13 protein-coding genes are annotated in these 17,244 nt (G+C 39.1%); 9 read left to right on the forward strand and 4 right to left on the reverse strand.

What is annotated here, in order from left to right; all coding sequences use genetic code 11:
- The first annotated feature begins 538 nt into the window (after nucleotides 1-538).
- The 4 genes from nirB to cobA all read left to right on the forward strand — a co-directional run bounded on the left by nirB (nucleotide 539) and on the right by cobA (nucleotide 5,222).
- Nucleotides 539-3,106, forward strand: coding sequence for a nitrite reductase large subunit NirB (gene nirB, locus Q0V26_RS13700; RefSeq protein WP_297482571.1), 2,568 nt, complete (start codon nucleotides 539-541; stop codon nucleotides 3,104-3,106).
- Nucleotides 3,103-3,429, forward strand: a complete 327-nt coding sequence (nirD, locus tag Q0V26_RS13705; RefSeq protein ID WP_107277255.1) for a nitrite reductase small subunit NirD — start codon at nucleotides 3,103-3,105, stop codon at nucleotides 3,427-3,429. Before nirB ends, nirD begins: the two co-directional genes overlap by 4 nt.
- Before the next feature lie 114 nt (nucleotides 3,430-3,543).
- Nucleotides 3,544-4,350 carry a nitrite transporter NirC gene (gene nirC / locus Q0V26_RS13710; protein WP_297482576.1) on the forward strand — a complete coding sequence of 269 codons (807 nt, stop codon included), beginning with the start codon at nucleotides 3,544-3,546 and terminating at the stop codon, nucleotides 4,348-4,350.
- Between the two features lie 47 nt (nucleotides 4,351-4,397).
- On the forward strand, nucleotides 4,398-5,222 hold the full coding sequence (gene cobA, locus Q0V26_RS13715; protein WP_297482578.1) for a uroporphyrinogen-III C-methyltransferase: 825 nt from the start codon (nucleotides 4,398-4,400) through the stop codon (nucleotides 5,220-5,222).
- An 85-nt stretch (nucleotides 5,223-5,307) separates the two neighbouring features.
- On the opposite strand, the gene pgsA is transcribed toward cobA, so the two are convergent.
- The 3 genes from pgsA to uvrY form a co-directional block, all read right to left on the reverse strand.
- On the reverse strand, nucleotides 5,308-5,865 hold the full coding sequence (gene pgsA / locus Q0V26_RS13720; RefSeq protein WP_297482579.1) for a CDP-diacylglycerol--glycerol-3-phosphate 3-phosphatidyltransferase: 558 nt from the start codon (nucleotides 5,863-5,865) through the stop codon (nucleotides 5,308-5,310).
- A 132-nt stretch (nucleotides 5,866-5,997) separates the two neighbouring features.
- The gene (gene uvrC, locus Q0V26_RS13725; protein WP_297482581.1) at nucleotides 5,998-7,848 is read right to left on the reverse strand and encodes an excinuclease ABC subunit UvrC; all 1,851 of its coding nucleotides are present in this window, start codon (nucleotides 7,846-7,848) and stop codon (nucleotides 5,998-6,000) included.
- Nucleotides 7,848-8,492 carry a UvrY/SirA/GacA family response regulator transcription factor gene (gene uvrY / locus Q0V26_RS13730; RefSeq protein ID WP_297482583.1) on the reverse strand — a complete coding sequence of 215 codons (645 nt, stop codon included), beginning with the start codon at nucleotides 8,490-8,492 and terminating at the stop codon, nucleotides 7,848-7,850. Before uvrY ends, uvrC begins: the two co-directional genes overlap by 1 nt.
- A gap of 656 nt (nucleotides 8,493-9,148) precedes the next feature.
- Here uvrY and Q0V26_RS13735 point away from each other — a divergent pair.
- The 5 genes from Q0V26_RS13735 (at nucleotide 9,149) to Q0V26_RS13755 (ending at nucleotide 16,307) form a co-directional block, all read left to right on the forward strand.
- Nucleotides 9,149-9,700 (forward strand): ECF-type riboflavin transporter substrate-binding protein, encoded by a 552-nt coding sequence (locus tag Q0V26_RS13735; RefSeq protein WP_297482585.1) that lies wholly within the window; start codon nucleotides 9,149-9,151, stop codon nucleotides 9,698-9,700.
- Between the two features lie 2 nt (nucleotides 9,701-9,702).
- The gene (locus Q0V26_RS13740) at nucleotides 9,703-11,397 is read left to right on the forward strand and encodes an ABC transporter ATP-binding protein (RefSeq protein ID WP_297482588.1); all 1,695 of its coding nucleotides are present in this window, start codon (nucleotides 9,703-9,705) and stop codon (nucleotides 11,395-11,397) included.
- Between the two features lie 2 nt (nucleotides 11,398-11,399).
- Complete coding sequence (locus tag Q0V26_RS13745) at nucleotides 11,400-12,242, forward strand: energy-coupling factor transporter transmembrane component T (protein WP_297482589.1); 843 nt, start codon at nucleotides 11,400-11,402, stop codon at nucleotides 12,240-12,242.
- 374 nt (nucleotides 12,243-12,616) lie between these two features.
- Nucleotides 12,617-13,576: a TAXI family TRAP transporter solute-binding subunit gene (locus Q0V26_RS13750; RefSeq protein WP_297482592.1), complete on the forward strand. Its 960-nt coding sequence runs from the start codon at nucleotides 12,617-12,619 to the stop codon at nucleotides 13,574-13,576.
- Between the two features lie 127 nt (nucleotides 13,577-13,703).
- A complete protein-coding gene (locus Q0V26_RS13755) occupies nucleotides 13,704-16,307 on the forward strand; it encodes a TRAP transporter permease (protein ID WP_297482594.1) in 2,604 nt (867 codons plus the stop codon).
- 56 nt (nucleotides 16,308-16,363) lie between these two features.
- Here Q0V26_RS13755 and lgt read toward each other — a convergent pair whose 3' ends face one another.
- Entirely contained in the window at nucleotides 16,364-17,164 is an 801-nt protein-coding gene (gene lgt / locus Q0V26_RS13760; protein WP_297482597.1) for a prolipoprotein diacylglyceryl transferase, read from the reverse strand.
- Nucleotides 17,165-17,244: the final 80 nt, after the last annotated feature.

The raw sequence follows: 17,244 nt of genomic DNA on the forward strand, positions 1-17,244 counted from the left end.
GAACCGAGGTACACGGATTTGCAATCCGCTGCATAGCCACTCTGCCAACGCGCCATTTCGTAAAGAACCTAATCCTTACTCACCTTAGCAAGCCACCCTGCTGCGGTATGTGGTGTAATTTACTGATTTTACGGGCTGAGTCAACGAAAAATTATGACTTTTTATTTAAGTGGTCATTTTCCGTTACATCCACCTAAAAATCAGCCCATTGTTGATCAAATTCCACTCACCTAAAATTCAAAGGACGAAATTGAAATATTATCAACTTATTGATTAGCCATTTCTTTATATAGCAAGTACTGATATTTATCATTACGGCTTAAATTACAGATAACCTTATACAATCGTAATTACACCCGACTCTCTTTATTTTTTCTTTTAATATAACTAATTAACAAAGTGAATTTTAACTTCTAATTATCTGATTTTAAAACATACCTCTTTAGGGTTATTTAAAGTTTCATTTGATTTGCATCATATCCATTCTGATTAACTCTCAATAAGCTTGTGGTAATTCACGATGTTGTTAAGAGGATTTATGAGCAAAGTCAAAATAGCGATTATTGGTAACGGTATGGTTGGCCATCGCTATATCGAAGAACTAGTCGATAAAGCTGACATGGATAATTATGATGTTACAGTCTTTTGTGAAGAGCCACGTGTTGCTTATGATAGAGTACATCTCTCATCTTATTTTTCTCATCACACTGCAGAAGAATTATCTCTCGTTAAGCAAGGTTTTTATCAAAAACATGGTATTAACGTCTTCTTAGGTGAACGTGCCATCACGATTAACCGAGATCAAAAACTCATTTATTCTAGTAGTGGTCGTGAAGTTCATTACGATAAATTAATTATGGCTACAGGATCGTATCCTTGGGTGCCATCGATTAAAGGTAATGATTCAAAAGATTGTTTTGTCTACCGTACTATTGAAGATCTAAAAGCGATCGAAGCAACGGCTAAACATAGTAAGAGTGGTGTTGTCGTTGGTGGCGGATTATTAGGACTAGAAGCAGCTGGTGCTCTAAAAGCATTAGGTGTTGACACTCATGTTATTGAATTTGCGCCAGTATTAATGGCTGAACAACTAGACCCTCATGGCGGCGCGCAACTTCGTAAAAAAATCGAACAACTTGGTGTTATTGTTCATACAGGTAAAAATACCCAAGAAATCATCGCAAAGGGCCAACACGCTCGTAATACCCTTACCTTTGCTGATGGCACTTCACTCGAAGTTGACTTCATCGTATTCTCTACTGGTATTCGTCCACAAGATAAACTCGCTCACCATTGTAATTTAGAGCTAGGTAATCGTGGTGGTATTGCAATCAATAATTTCTGTCAAACATCTGATGATGATATTTATGCCATTGGTGAGTGTGCATCTTGGAACAATATGTTCTTTGGTCTCGTTGCCCCTGGTTATAAAATGGCACAAATTGCCGTCGGTCACTTACTGGGCGAGTCTCATACTTTTGACGGTGCTGATATGAGCGCCAAATTGAAATTATTAGGCGTAAAAGTTGGCAGTATTGGTGACGCGAATGGCCGTACCCCTAACTGTAAAAGTTATGTTTACCTTAACGAACAGCAAGATGTGTATAAACGTATTATTGTTTCTGAAGATGGTAAACAACTATTAGGTGCAGTATTAGTCGGCGACACCGCTGATTATGGTAATTTATTACAACTTAAATTAAACAATATTGAATTACCTGAGAACCCTGACAGTTTGATTCTACCGGCTCATGCTGGTGCAGAAAAACCGGCAATGGGCGCAGATTCATTACCTGACAGTGCAGTCATTTGTTCATGTTTTGACGTCACTAAAGGTAAAATAGCAGCCGCCGTTGCTGAAGGATATACAACACTTGGTGATATAAAAGCGTTAACAAAAGCAGGCACAGGCTGTGGTGGTTGTGTTCCATTAATCACTCAAGTCCTTAATAGTGAACTTGCAAAGGCTGGCGTTGAAGTTAAGAATCACCTTTGTGAGCATTTTGAATACTCTCGTCAAGAACTCTTCCACCTGATTCGCGTTGAAGAAATCACATCTTTTGATGCTTTACTTGCTAAATACGGTAAAGGTTACGGTTGTGAGGTGTGTAAACCTGCCATTGGCTCTATTCTGGCGTCATGCTGGAATGAATACGCTCTTAGCCCTAAAAATACACCGTTGCAGGATACCAATGATATTTTCCTTGGCAACATGCAAAAAGATGGTACCTACTCTGTTATCCCACGGATGGCAGGCGGTGAAGTAACACCTGCGGGATTATTAGCATTAGCTCAAATTGCAAGTGATTATAAACTTTATACCAAGGTAACAGGCGCTCAACGTATAGGCCTTTTTGGTGCTCATAAAGACGATTTACCACAAATTTGGCAACGTCTGATTGATGCCGGATTTGAAACAGGTCAAGCCTATGCCAAAGCATTACGCATGGCAAAAACATGTGTTGGTAGCACTTGGTGTCGTTTTGGTGTGCAAGACAGTGTCGGTTTAGGCGTCCAACTAGAAAACCGTTACAAAGGTATTCGTACTCCTCATAAAATGAAGTTCGGCGTGTCTGGTTGTACTCGGGAATGTGCTGAAGCTCAAGGTAAAGATTTAGGCATTATTGCAACAGATGCAGGTTGGAATATGTATGTCGGAGGTAATGGTGGCATGAAGCCCCGCCATGCTGATTTATTAGCCGCAGATCTTGATACTGCAACATTAATTAAATATATCGACCGCTACTTGATGTTTTATGTACGTACTGCCGACAAATTACAGCGTACTTCAACATGGCTAACCAGCTTAGACGGCGGTGTAGACTATCTAAAAGATGTCATCATCAATGATAAATTAGGCCTTAACCAACAACTTGAAGCTGATGCAGAACGGTTGATTGCGAGTTATCACTGTGAGTGGCAAGCCACACTAAACAATGAGCAGCAATTAAAACGTTTTTCTCATTTTATTAATAGCACAGAACGTGATAGCAATGTTGTTTTTGTACCCGAACGAGAACAGCACCGCCCTGCAGCTATTAGTGAAAAAACAATCAATAATGAACAAGATACAACCTTTATTATTTCATTGGAGGAAAAAGAATGAGTCAGTGGATCTCTGTATGTAATCTTGATGATTTGATCCCCGGCACAGGCGTGTGTGCCCTAGTTGGCGATCAGCAAGTAGCTATTTTCCGTCCAGACAATAGTGAGCAGCTATTTGCCCTCAATAATAAAGACCCCTTTGCACAATCAAATGTCCTCTCTCGTGGGATTATTTGCCAACATCAGAATCAACTATGGATCGCGAGTCCATTAAAGAAACAACGCTTTTCATTAGTTGATGGCCATTGTTTAGAACAACCTGATATCAAAATTGCTTGTTATCAGATTCAAGTTCATCAGGGTCAAGTACAGGTACGCTTGTAATTAGAGCAGTAATGAGTTTGGCAGAGAGTGCCAAACTCTTCTTTGCCATAAGTTAATACGACAACTTGTCTATTAGCTTATGACAAACAGTTTTAATTTCTACAGGGAAAATGTATGTACGCTGATACCATCAAAAAATGCTCCGTTAATGCGGCACGTATTGTTGAATTTGCACAAAAAGAGAAACTCGGATTTTGGCTAAGCTCTGCTATGGCTGGCGCTTACGTTGGTTTGGGCATTATTTTAATTTTCACACTTGGCAATATGGTCGATCCAAGTATTAGACCCCTTGTGATGGGATCGACATTTGGCATCGCTTTAACCTTAGTGATTATTGCTGGATCTGAACTTTACACTGGACACACTATGTTTTTAACTTTTGGTGTGAAAACAGGTCAAATCACCGTTGCTGACACATTACGTGTATTACCCCAAACATGGATGGGAAATCTATTAGGTTCGGTTGGTGTTGCCCTACTTTTCTTTTATGCCGGTGGTGGCAAGCTTTTAAATGATGGTAACAGCCTATTAAATAATGTTGCGATGGCGAAAACTGCAGCTCCAGCGTCGGTATTACTGTTTAAAGGCATGCTATGTAACTGGCTTGTTTGTTTAGCTATTTGGATGTGCCAACGCGTTGAAGGTTCAGCAAAATTCATTGCCATTTGGTGGTGTTTATTGGCCTTTATTGCTTCAGGATTTGAGCACTCAATCGCTAATATGACTATTTTTGCTCTATCTTGGTTTGGCGATCACAAAGACGCATTTACCCTCGTTGGTATTGGACATAACTTATTGTGGGTAACAATCGGTAATACGCTTTCTGGCGTAGTATTTATGGGCTTAGGCTATTGGTTTACAACACCAAAATCACAACGTCCAATGATTAAATCAGCAACAGCTGATACTCAAGTACAGTAATCAATATAATTATGCCGACCATAATGACACAGTTTTGGAGTAAACTTATGCACCCATCAGACACTTTATATGCGTTATCTACCCCAACTGAAATCGGTAAAGTGATTCTTGTTGGTGCAGGCCCAGGTGATCCTGATTTACTTACAGTCAAAGCACTACGCTTGATTCAACAGGCTGATGTCATTATTTATGATCGCTTAGTCTCACAAGAGATCGTTGATCTCTTTCCTCCTCGCTGCCAAGCCGTTTTTGTAGGCAAAGAAGCCGGTAATCATTGTGTGCCTCAACAGCAAATTAATCATCTGTTAGTTGAACATGCATTAGCTGGTAAACAAGTCGTACGTTTAAAAGGTGGCGATCCGTTTATTTTTGGCCGCGGGGGGGAGGAATTAGAAGCTTTACTGCCATTTAATATTCCTTTTGAAGTCGTACCGGGGATCACTGCAGCATCAGGATGTGCAGCATATGCAGGCATTCCATTGACACATCGCGATCACGCCCAAAGTGTGCAATTTATAACTGGGCATTTAAAACACGGTCAAGATCAAATAGATTGGCTCTCACTAGCGCGCGCTAAACATACGTTAGTATTTTATATGGGGTTAAATCAAAGTAGTGTTATTCGTCATAAGTTAAGTGCTTATGGTATGTCGCTAACAACACCTATAGCCATTATTGAGCGTGGTACAACGATCCACCAACGCGTATTAACAGGAGAACTCGCTCAAATAGAAACGCTTGCTCAACAAGCTGCTAGCCCTGCTTTAATTATTATCGGTAGCGTTACTCAGTTATCACAACAACTAAATTGGTTTAATAAACAACCAGACGCACTAACCAATATAGAACAAGAGAAGCAACGTTATGGTTAAGTTCGGCTGACTTACTAAGTTATAAACACAAAAAAGCGAGCCATTAGCTCGCTTTTTTATTTATTAACAAATAATTAAAATCTATTTAGTGATTGTCTGCGTTTAACAAATCACCTTTTGCCGCTTTAAGATACTGTACCATTGACCAGTAAGTTAACACCATTGCAACATAGAGTGATGCATAACCTAGCCATACAACGTATTGATGCGGATGCCATAGTAATAGTAATAAGGCAAACATTTGTGATGCTGTTTTTACTTTACCAACCCATGAAACGGCAACACTTGCACGTTTACCTAGTTCAGCCATCCACTCTCGTAATGCTGAAATAATAATTTCACGGCCAATCATAGTAATAGCAGGAACAGTTACCCATAAAGTATGATAATGCTCAACCACCAGCACCATTGCGGTTACGACCATTAATTTATCAGCGACGGGGTCAATAAACGCACCAAAACGTGTCGTTTGATTAAGCTTACGCGCAAGATAACCATCAAACCAATCTGTTACACCTGCTACCCAAAAGATTAACGCAGTAGCAAACGCCGACCATTCATAAGGTAAATAAAAGGCAATAACGAAAAATGGAATAAGAATGAGCCGGATAAAACTTAAAATATTTGGGATTGATAAACGCATAATTTTATTCTTATGTTCAAGATCTGGGCCTAACATACAATCTAGACTACTCTAAAAAAGTAAAAGAGTGTGCCTTTTATGTAAATTTAACCAATAAAGTACTGTAGCAATGATGTCCTTCAAAGCGACAGACTAACCATGTTGCAATGCATCGACTATTTTTTCCGCTAAAGCCAAACTGATACCAGGCACTTTAGCAATTTCTTCTTTACTCGCTTTTTTCAGCTCTTGCATTCCACCCATATATTTTAATAAAGCCTGACGTCGTTTAGGTCCAACTCCCTCGACATCTTCAAGAGTACTACGTTTTCTTACTTTTGCTCTCTGAGCACGGTGGCCACTGATTGCATGATCATGACTTTCATCACGAATGTGTTGTATTAAATGTAACGCTGGAGAATCACTTGGCATAGATAATTCTTCACCAGTGACGAAAATTAACGTCTCTAACCCAGGTTTTCGCGTCGTTCCCTTTGCAACCCCTACTAACATGGGACGTTTCGGCCAATCAGCAATATAAGATTTTACAACATCATACGCTCTTGAGAGTTGACCTCTACCCCCATCAATGAAAATTATGTCTGGAATTTTATCTAATTCCATGTTTTTACTATACCTACGCTCTAATACTTGCGCCATAGCTGCATAATCATCCCCCCCCGTTATACCCGTAATATTATAACGGCGATATTCTTGCTTTAACGGACCTTCATGATTAAAGACAACACAAGATGCCACGGTTTTTTCACCCATGGTATGACTAATATCAAAACATTCCATTCGAGAGATAGGTTTTAAGTTTAATGCTTGTTGCAATGCAAAGAAACGCTCTTGAATTGTCATTCGATGATTTAATTTACTGGTTAACGCGGTTTCTGCATTCGTTTGTGCTAATTGTAGGTATTTTGCTCGTGTTCCACGCGGATGATATTTAATCGTAATTTTACGACCTGCAAGTTCAGATAAGGCAGTTAAAATAGCATCACTACCATCCCCGAGTTCTTCACTTAATAAAATAAGGCTCGGTATGACACGACCTTCAGCTTGATTAAAATAAAACTGAGTAACAAAACTTGATAACACTTCGGTTAACGATGCATCAACGGGCATTTTAGGAAAATAACTGCGACTACCTAAAATCTTCCCCTGACGAATATACAAACCATGAATACATGCCATACCATTTTGGTGAGCAATCCCGATAACGTCTAAATCATCTTCGTTATCTTGACTCACAAATTGCTGTTCTTGAATACGGCGTAGAGCTTGAATTTGATCGCGATAGATGGCTGCACGTTCAAAATCAAGCGCCATACTCGCCTGCTCCATTTTTTCCACCATGGTATTGATCACTTGTCGATCTTTACCTTGGAGAAATAAACGCACCCACTGCACTTGTTGTTGATAATCATCATCAGAAACTAATCCAGCGACACAAGGGCCAGAGCAACGACCGATTTGATACATTAAACAAGGACGACTACGATTAGCGTAAACAGAATCTTCACATTGACGAATTGGAAATATTTTCTGCATCAAGTGCAAACTGTCGCGAACAGCAGAAACATCAGGATAGGGACCAAAATATTCACCTTTACGGCGTTTAACGCCGCGATGAATCGATAGCCGAGGGTGTTTACTGGTACTTAACAAAATATAAGGATAAGACTTATCATCACGTAATAAGACATTATATTTGGGTAAATACTGTTTGATATAATTGTGTTCGAGGATCAATGCTTCAGTTTCAGTGTGTGTCACTGTTACATCAATTTTACAAATATTTTTAACTAACGCACGGGTTTTTTCGCCCGCAACATTGGTTCGAAAATAACTTGATAAGCGTTTTTTAAGATCTTTCGCCTTACCAACATAGATTACTTCACCGCTGGCGTCATACATACGGTAGACGCCAGGTTGGTGAGTTACCGTTTTGAGAAAACTTTGAGCATCAAAAACGGTAGCATCGACATGATTAGACACTATAACGTCTCAGTATCAAGCATGCCGTGGCGAATCGCTAGATGTGTTAACTCAACATCACCACTAATATTTAACTTATTAAATAAACGATAACGGTAACTATTTACAGTTTTAGGACTTAAACTTAATTGCTCGGATATATCAGTAACTTTTTGTCCTTTAGTGATCATCATCATGATCTGCAATTCACGCTCTGACAGTTCTTTAAATGGATTTTCTGAATCTGGCGCGAACTGACTTAAAGCCATTTGTTGAGCAATTTCAGACGATATATATCGTTGACCACTATTAACCATACGGATAGCGTTAACCATATCATCAGGCCCTGCTCCCTTGGTTAAATAGCCAGAAGCACCGGCTTGCATAACTTTAGTCGGAAACGGATTTTCAGTATGTACGGTTAATACAATAATTTTAACATCGGGATTGAAGCGTAATATTTTACGAGTAGCTTCAAGACCACCAATACCTGGCATATTCATATCCATAAGAATAATATCGGCATGATTACTACGACACCATTTTACGGCATCCTCACCACTGACAGATTCCCCTACCACTTTAATACCACGGACATCTTCAAGAAGACGTCGGATCCCTGTGCGAACCAGTTCGTGATCATCTACAAGGAATACATTAATCAAGCTGTATCTCCAATATGATTTGGCTCTGCACCCTGCCACTATGGCGGGACAGCTAACTCATTAATACTTAATAATTCTACCTCAACTTAAGCATGAACCTCATACTGATTCTGTGTGTCAGTGCAAAGTTTCACATAAAGTTAAGACTTGACAGTTTACGGTTATCTATTTTTTACGAGCTATAAAATAATGATCGTTGTTCGATTATTGTCTATTTTATAATAAAAATAAAGCCCCAAAAAATCCCCATCTCTAAATGTGACCAATACAATGATAAAAAATAACCAAATCAGTAAGATATAACAATCTATTAACCTTATTTTGATAAGGTTCATTAATGCTGATTAATCCTTAGCCGTCTAGATGTAAAGCGTTCCTTTCCGAGAAAGATTACGTTATCATAGCGCCGCTTTTGGTTTCACATTCTGTATATAGTACGTTTTCACATTAAAAAGACTTACCCCGCTCTTGCTTAATAATGGATTATTAATGCTGAGTTACCACCCATGATAGTAGTTACTATCACGGTACTCTGCTGATTGGCTTGGTCTATCTAATCTGTAATACGATGATTATAACCATTAGTATCTATTATCCAATTATTGTATTGCATCGATGACAGTGTGTCTCGATGACTGAGTTAACAAGGTTAAGTTATGAGTCTTTCTGCTAAAACAGTTGTTGTTATTGCAATTGGTGCAGCCCTATATGGTATTGGTGGTTTACCTATGTTTGGTATTCCTATCTTTGCTAACACCACGCTTAAACCTGCGATGGCTGTCCTAGCCTTATTCGCTGTTCTCTTTGGGCCTTTAGTTGGCTTTCTTGTCGGCATTATAGGCCACTGGGTGACAGACCTTTTTGCTGGCTGGGGTGTATGGTTCACATGGGAACTGGGCTCTGGTATTGTTGGCTTAATTATTGGTCTTTATCCGATACTTACCCATGATCGTTTAGAAATGGGGCGCTTTTCTAATCTAGATTTTAGTCTCTTTGTCATTCTAGCCTTTGTGGCCAACGTCGTTGGTTATGGGTGCTCCGCTTTTCTTGATGCTATTCTCTATGCCGAACCATTTACGAAAGTATTAGTGCAATTAGTCATTATTGCGCTTAGTAATACCGTTATTATTGCTGTCGTTGGCCATTTGATTTTAACGTCAGTGGCTAAACGTAAACAACAAAGCTTCAACTTAAAAGAGGCTTACTAATAATGAGTATCGTATTTAATAACTTTTCGTTTAAATATTGGGCACTTGAAAACCCGACCCTAAAAAATATTAACCTAACAATTAATAAAGGCGAAAAAATTGCCATTATTGGTCCAAGTGGTTGTGGTAAATCAACATTAGGCCAATGCCTTAATGGGCTCATTCCTCATGCGATCAAAGGTGACTGTAGTGGTGAGCTTTACATTAATGGTAAAGATACTCGTCAGTTAGATCTTGATCACTGCACCAGTATGGTCGGTACTGTACTGCAAGATACCGATGGTCAGTTTGTAGGATTAAGTGTGGGTGAAGACATTGCCTTTGCACTTGAAAATCAAATGATTCCGCAACAACAAATGCGTAAAATCGTACAAGCAACTGCTGACATGGTCGACTTAAACAGCATTTTATACCACTCCCCTTTTGATTTAAGTGGCGGCCAAAAACAGCGGGTTTCACTTGCTGGCGTGATGGTTGATGACGTTGATATTTTGTTATTTGATGAACCCTTAGCAAGCCTTGATCCTAAAACAGGCAAAGCCGCGATTGAAATCATTGATAACCTCCATAAAGATTCCAACAAAACGGTGATCATCATTGAACACCGTTTAGAAGATGTATTACATCGTCCAATTGATCGTATTATTATGATGGAGCGTGGTGAAATCATTGCTGATATGACACCCGATGAGCTATTAGCTAGCCCATTACTGCAACAACATGGTATTCGTGAACCGCTCTATATCTCTGCAATAAAAGCGGCTGGCTGTACAATCACAGCAGAAGATAAGCCCGCTTATTTTTCAACCATTAAACTTGATAAATTTAAGCCTCAAATTGAGTCGTGGTTTCATCAAGTTAAGCTCGCCCCAATAGAGCCAGAAAAAGATGTTCTATTGAGCATTAAAAACCTCAGTTACTCTTATGATGGTGTTCGCAATACGCTAGATGATGTTAGCTTTGATATCCACAAAGGCGAGTTTGTTGCCATTATGGGGAAAAATGGCTCTGGTAAATCGACTATCACTCGTTTAATCATGGGTGTATTAGAAGCAGATTGCGGTACTATTTCTCTCAATGGTAACGATTTAGCTAATCAATCTATTTTTGAGCGTAGCCAGCACATTGGTGTGGTGATGCAAAACCCTAATCATATGATCTCACACCATATGATTTTTGATGAAGTCGCATCAGGCCTACGTAACCGTGGCATGGATGAAGCGCAGATTAAAATCAAAGTAGAAGCAACCCTCAAATTATGTGGTCTTGGTCGCTATCATCACTGGCCTATTGATGCATTAAGCTTTGGCCAAAAAAAACGCGTTACTATTGCGACAATGTTAGTCCTTGAACCAGACTTGTTGATCTTAGATGAGCCAACAGCGGGGCAAGATTATCATCACTACGCGGCGATGATGGCGCTTATTCAAGAACTTAATCAAAAATTAGGACTCACTATTGTGATTATTTCGCATGATATGCACTTAGTCCTTGAATATACTCAACGCGCGATTGTTATTGCCGATAATCGCTTATTAGCTGACGATAACATTAATCATATTTTTAGCCAGCCAGCATTATTAGATCAAGCAAACTTAGCAGTTACTAGCCTATATTTACTGGCTCAAGCTGTTGGTATTGAACATATTGATCAATTTATTCGCTGTTTTATCGCTCACGAACTAAAAAATAAATAACCATGAAAAGCAAACATTTAAAATTTGGCATTAGTTATGTCAACACCCACTCTTGGTTACATGCCCTAAACGGTATTACCAAGTTTGTGTTATTTATGGCATGGGTAACAATGGTGCTAATCACCTTTGATCTACGCGTTATTTGCGGATTAATTATCGTAGGTTTATTGCTACTCAAAGCCACAAAGATTCCATTTGCTGTTTATAAACCATTATTAGTTGGTACTACTGTGGTGTTATTAATGAATGCATTGTTTATGTTTTTGATTGCCCCTCAACAAGGCACTGACTACATGCATTCAACAACCGTCCTAGTACACCTTTTTGGACACTACAATATTACTCTTGAAACTGTGTTCTATTTACTAACGGTTACGCTTAAATATTTCAGTATGTTTCCCATTGCGTTGGTATTTGTTTTTACGACCCATCCAACAGAGTTTTCTGCCAGTTTAAATAAACTAGGTGTACCTTATCGTATTGCTTACGCCGTCAGCCTCACTTTGCGTTATTTACCTGAAGTAATGAAAGATTTCACCAATATCATGCATGCTCAACAAGCACGTGGCGTGGATATTTCAAAAAAAGCACCAGTCATGACACGTATTCGTAATGTTGCCAAAATTCTTGGGCCACTGATTTTTTCAAGTTTAGATCGCGCTGATGTGATCTCCAATGCAATGACACTGCGTGGCTTCGGACGCAATAAAAAGCGTACTTGGTATAGCTTAAAACCAATGACAAAAAATGATGCTATTGCGTTAATAATTATTGCCCTTGTACTTGGATTTGGCATTCTGCATCGTTATCAATCTGCAACGTTATTTTGGTATCCTTTTCATTAAGACGGCTTCTAAAGCATAATGAAAAACCGTCATTTATTGGCGGTTTTTTCGTTTAACCCCCTGTAACTATTAACTTCATTTGATTATTCCCATCACTATTTTCATTTCATCTCTTCTTAGCAATATTACCCAATTTCTCAAATCATAAGAAAAGTAGTTTTTTACTTATTGTCAGTCCATTAATTAAACCGTACTTTAAATTAACAAAAAATAAACTTAACGTTGACTAGTTAAACAACCGGTTGCGTTTTTATAACTAAAAATTATTTAAAAACACAACAAACATACTCATAAATACAAAAAAAGTATAAATGCCATAGTGATAAAGAAAATAACAATTATCACTCTGTAATAATCATTAAAAGGATTTTAAAATGAAATTACTCACGATTATTTGTGCCTTGGGCGGAATACTTTGCTCAAGCTTTGCAACCGCAGCCGATAGCTTTATCTCTATCGGCACAGGGGGTCAAACGGGTGTTTATTACATTGCTGGACAATCTATTTGTCGATTTGTGAACCGCACTACAGATACTCACCATATCAAATGTAATGCCCCCACCAGTGGTGGGGGTGTGGCTAATGTAAATGGCTTACGTAGCCATGAATATAACTTTGGTATCATGCAGTCTGATCATCAATTTAAAGCACTTAATGGCTTATCTCCTTTTCAAGATCATGGCAAAATGACCGATATTCGTGCGGTTTTCTCTCTACAAAGTGAAGTATTTACCATTCTTGCTCGTGAAGATTCAGGGATTCACTCTTTTGAAGATTTAAAAAACAAACGGGTTAACCTAGGTAATCCCGGTTCAGGGCAACGAGATACATTTGAGCAGATTTTAACAGTTAAAAATTGGAATAATGATATTTTCAGTTTGGTTTCTGATCTCAAACCAGCCGAACAAGCGCCTGCAATGAGTGATAATAAAATAGATGCAATGAGCTACTTTGTTGGTCACCCAAATGGCGCGATTCAAGAAGCTTCTACCACAACAGATACACGTTTAATTGCGGTTACAGGCCCTGAGATTGATGCACTATTAAAAGAAAAGAGCTATTTCACAAAAGCGATTATTCCTGGTGGTATGTACCGTGGCAACCCAAATGATACTGTTTCAATTGGAGGTAAAGCGGTGTTATCAACCAATGCTGATACTGATCCTGAAATGGTATATCAATTAGTAAAGTCAGTCTTTACCAACATTGATCGCTTTAAACGCCTGCATCCTGCTTTTGCGGAACTCAAAGAAACCGACATGATAAAAGCAGGCTTAACCGCTCCACTCCACGATGGCGCTATTCGCTACTACAAAGAACGTGGCTGGATGTAATTTCACCACCAAGCGAGATAATTCTTCTATCTCGCTTACCCCTCTTTTATTAATGAAAATAGACAGCAAATTATCGTTTTAATTGTGCTCCCTGTTTTCATTAGTACCAACTTGTAAGTGAATACATATGGCTCAACATAATCTAATATCCGATAACCCACTTTCGACAGAAGATCTGATTGCGAAAGATGTCGGTGCACGTTTACCGACGGGCATTATGGCAAAAGTAATTACTTTGCTCGCAATTTCATGGTCACTGTTTCAATTGTGGATCGCATCCCCGCTGCCTTTTATTATTGGTATTGGGGTTTTTAATGACACCGAAACCCGTGCCATTCATTTAGCCTTTGCGCTTATTCTCGCTTTTTTAGTTTTTCCTGCACGTCAGTCTTCCGCGACCGATCGGGTTCCCTACAGTGATATCGCTTTAGGGATGATTGCGGCAGCCACTTCATTGTATTTGTTTGTCATGTACCATGAATTAGCCCAACGCCCAGGCAGCTTAACCCAACTTGATCTCGTAGTGGCTTGTATTGGTTTACCATTATTATTAGAAGCCGCTCGACGTGTGTTAGGTCCTGCATTACCCCTTATTGCACTAGGCTTTATTGGTTATTGCTTTGCTGGCCCTTGGATGCCGGGGTTACTTGCCCATCGTGGAGTACAATTTGCATCCCTTGCCAACCATCAATGGATCACTACCGAAGGTGTATTTGGAATCGCACTAGGGGTATCCACCAGCTTTGTTTTTTTGTTTGTGCTATTTGGCGCTTTACTTGAGCGTGCTGGCGCTGGGCATTATTTTATTCAATTAGCCTTTAGTTTATTAGGACACCTTCGAGGTGGACCTGCAAAAGCTGCCGTGGTCGCATCGGGGTTAACAGGCTTAATATCTGGCTCATCAATTGCTAACGTTGTCACAACTGGCACATTTACTATTCCAATGATGCGCAAAGTCGGGTTTAGCAAGGAAAAAGCGGGCGCAATAGAAGTAGCTTCGTCAGTAAATGGTCAGATTATGCCGCCAGTTATGGGCGCAGCCGCTTTCTTAATGGTGGAATATGTCGGCATTCCTTATATCGACATTATTAAGCATGCCTTTTTGCCTGCGGCTATTTCATACATTACTTTGCTTTATATTGTTCACTTAGAAGCCCTAAAACTGGGAATGATCGCCATTGATCCTAAACAGCATAAGTCATGGCTAGTACGCTTAACCAGCTTTAGCTTTGGTTGTTTGTTAATCAGTGGATTTTCGTTAGCAATCTATTATGGCTTAGGATGGATCAAACCATTATTAGGTAATTATGCAGCTTATGCCATTGGCGGTTTACTAATTACGGTTTATCTCTGTTTATTAAAAGTGGCAGCCACTCATCCACCATTACCCACAGATGATCCTGATGCGCCATTAGATGAATTACCAGAAACACGCAGCGTCTTATTAGCTGGGTTACATTTTATCTTACCGGTTGTGGTCTTAGTGTGGTGTTTAATGGTCGAGCGTTTATCTCCCGGGTTATCCGCTTTTTGGGGCTCGGTAATGTTGGTTGGTATTATCGTCACTCAACGCCCGTTACTGAGCTTATTACGTAAAGACGGTTATCATTATGGCAATTTCAATGACGGAAAAAATGATCTGATTGAAGCCTTAATTGCAGGCTCACGTAATATGATAGGAATAGGTATCGCCACTGCTACCGCGGGTATTATTGTGGGTGCGGTTTCTCAGACAGGCGTCGGATTAATTTTAGCTGATTTAGTTGAAATGTTATCGATGGGTAATCTAATGCTGATGTTAATTTTATCAGCACTATTAAGCCTTATTCTCGGCATGGGACTACCAACTACAGCTAACTATATTGTTGTCTCAAGCTTATTAGCGCCCGTTATTGTAACGCTAGGTCAGCAAAATGGCTTAATTGTACCGTTAATCGCTGTACATTTATTTGTGTTCTATTTTGGTATTATGGCTGATGTTACTCCTCCAGTTGGATTAGCCTCATTTGCCGCAGCAGCTGTATCAAAAGGCGATCCAATAAAAACCGGTATTACTGCGTTTTATTACAGCTTACGCACTGCAGCATTACCGTTTTTGTTTATCTTTAATACCGATTTATTATTGATCGATGTCACAGTGAGTCATGGCATTATTATCTTTATTATTGCGACCATTGCGATGCTTATTTTTGCAATGGCAACCCAAGGCTGGTTTATTACGCGTAATCGGTGGTATGAAAATATCGCATTATTATTGATCTCATTTACTCTATTTCGTCCCGGTTTTTGGCAAGACTTAATAGTGGATCCTTTTCAAAATATTGCGCCAACATACTTAGTAAAAACCCTTGATACTCTACCTACAGGTGATGTTATTCGAATGCGAATTGCAGGTGAAGATACGATTGGTAAACACCGAGAGTTTAGCGTGTTATTTACCGTTCCTAAAGGTAATACCGGCCAACAAAAACTGACAAATATTGGTATTGAAACCTATCAAAGCCAAGGCAAGACATTGATTGACATGGTAACTTTTGGCAGCCCTGCCGCTAAAGAACAATTACAATTTGATCAACAGATTCTCGACATTAGAGTCCCAGTAAAACGCTGGCGTAAAGAATGGTTGTGGCTACCAGCGATATTATTATTTGGGGTTATTATTCAAAATCAGCGTCGACGTTTGATGTCAGCGCCAATTGCAAAAACACCACAAAAATCTGCTATTATATAAACAAAAAAGCCGATCAGATGATCGGCTTTTTATTATCTCTTTATTAAAGCACTACATTAACTATTTTTAGTGTGTTGTAAACGACGTTCTCTTTGGCCTTTAATCACCAAATAGATACCCACTAAAATAAATGGAATACTTAATAACTGACCAGTATTAATCACCATATCGGTTGAGTAATCCGCTTGGTGTACTTTAATAAATTCTAGTAAAAATCGTACTGTCATCACCAAGACTAAGAACCACCCCAAGAGCAATCCTTTATACTTACCGATATCAGTTTTTCTATATAAAGAAAATAATAAGAAGAATATTGCTAGGTAAGAAAAGCCTTCATAAAGCATCACTGGATGGCGTGGTACTAAATCAATACGTTCAAACACAACCGCCCATGGCAAATTACTTGGGGTGCCTAAGATTTCCGAGTTAAAGAAATTACCAAAACGGACAAAGAAACCAAATAATGCCGTTGCTATTGCTAATCGGTCAAGGAGCCACATACGGTCAATAGCATACTTTTTACTGTAGTAGTAAACCGCAATAATTAAACCTAAGCCGCCACCATGACTGGCAAGTCCACCTTCCCATACAGCAAAAATTTTCGCTGGATGTGCCCAGTAGAAATCTGGATCATAGAACACGACATGAAATAATCGAGCGCCAACAATGATACCGACTACGGCATACATAAGTAATGAATCTAAGCTTTCAATTGGCTTATTTTCACGTTGATAAATTGACTTCATAACTTGGAAGCCAAACATAATAGCGAGCGCAAATAGCACGCCATACCAATGTATCTTTAAACCAAAGAATGACACTAGTATTGGATTAACATCCCAAACAAAATGATTCAAACAAGATTACCTTCAGAGTGAACAATAGCCAAAAATAATAGATGCTATCGAGAATGATTACAGATTAGCAAGAAAAACCA

It is taken from the genome of uncultured Photobacterium sp. (assembly GCF_947039875.1).
Classification (GTDB): domain Bacteria; phylum Pseudomonadota; class Gammaproteobacteria; order Enterobacterales; family Vibrionaceae; genus Photobacterium.

What these genes read in the sequence shown, in the direction of transcription:
- nirB (WP_297482571.1), top strand. Translation starts at nt 539, where the DNA reads ATGAGCAAAGTCAAAATAGCGATTATTGGTAACGGTATGGTTGGCCAT.
- nirD (WP_107277255.1), top strand. Translation starts at nt 3,103, where the DNA reads ATGAGTCAGTGGATCTCTGTATGTAATCTTGATGATTTGATCCCCGGC.
- nirC (WP_297482576.1), top strand. Translation starts at nt 3,544, where the DNA reads ATGTACGCTGATACCATCAAAAAATGCTCCGTTAATGCGGCACGTATT.
- cobA (WP_297482578.1), top strand. Translation starts at nt 4,398, where the DNA reads ATGCACCCATCAGACACTTTATATGCGTTATCTACCCCAACTGAAATC.
- pgsA (WP_297482579.1), bottom strand. Translation starts at nt 5,865, where the DNA reads ATGCGTTTATCAATCCCAAATATTTTAAGTTTTATCCGGCTCATTCTT.
- Q0V26_RS13735 (WP_297482585.1), top strand. Translation starts at nt 9,149, where the DNA reads ATGAGTCTTTCTGCTAAAACAGTTGTTGTTATTGCAATTGGTGCAGCC.
- Q0V26_RS13740 (WP_297482588.1), top strand. Translation starts at nt 9,703, where the DNA reads ATGAGTATCGTATTTAATAACTTTTCGTTTAAATATTGGGCACTTGAA.
- Q0V26_RS13745 (WP_297482589.1), top strand. Translation starts at nt 11,400, where the DNA reads ATGAAAAGCAAACATTTAAAATTTGGCATTAGTTATGTCAACACCCAC.
- Q0V26_RS13750 (WP_297482592.1), top strand. Translation starts at nt 12,617, where the DNA reads ATGAAATTACTCACGATTATTTGTGCCTTGGGCGGAATACTTTGCTCA.
- Q0V26_RS13755 (WP_297482594.1), top strand. Translation starts at nt 13,704, where the DNA reads ATGGCTCAACATAATCTAATATCCGATAACCCACTTTCGACAGAAGAT.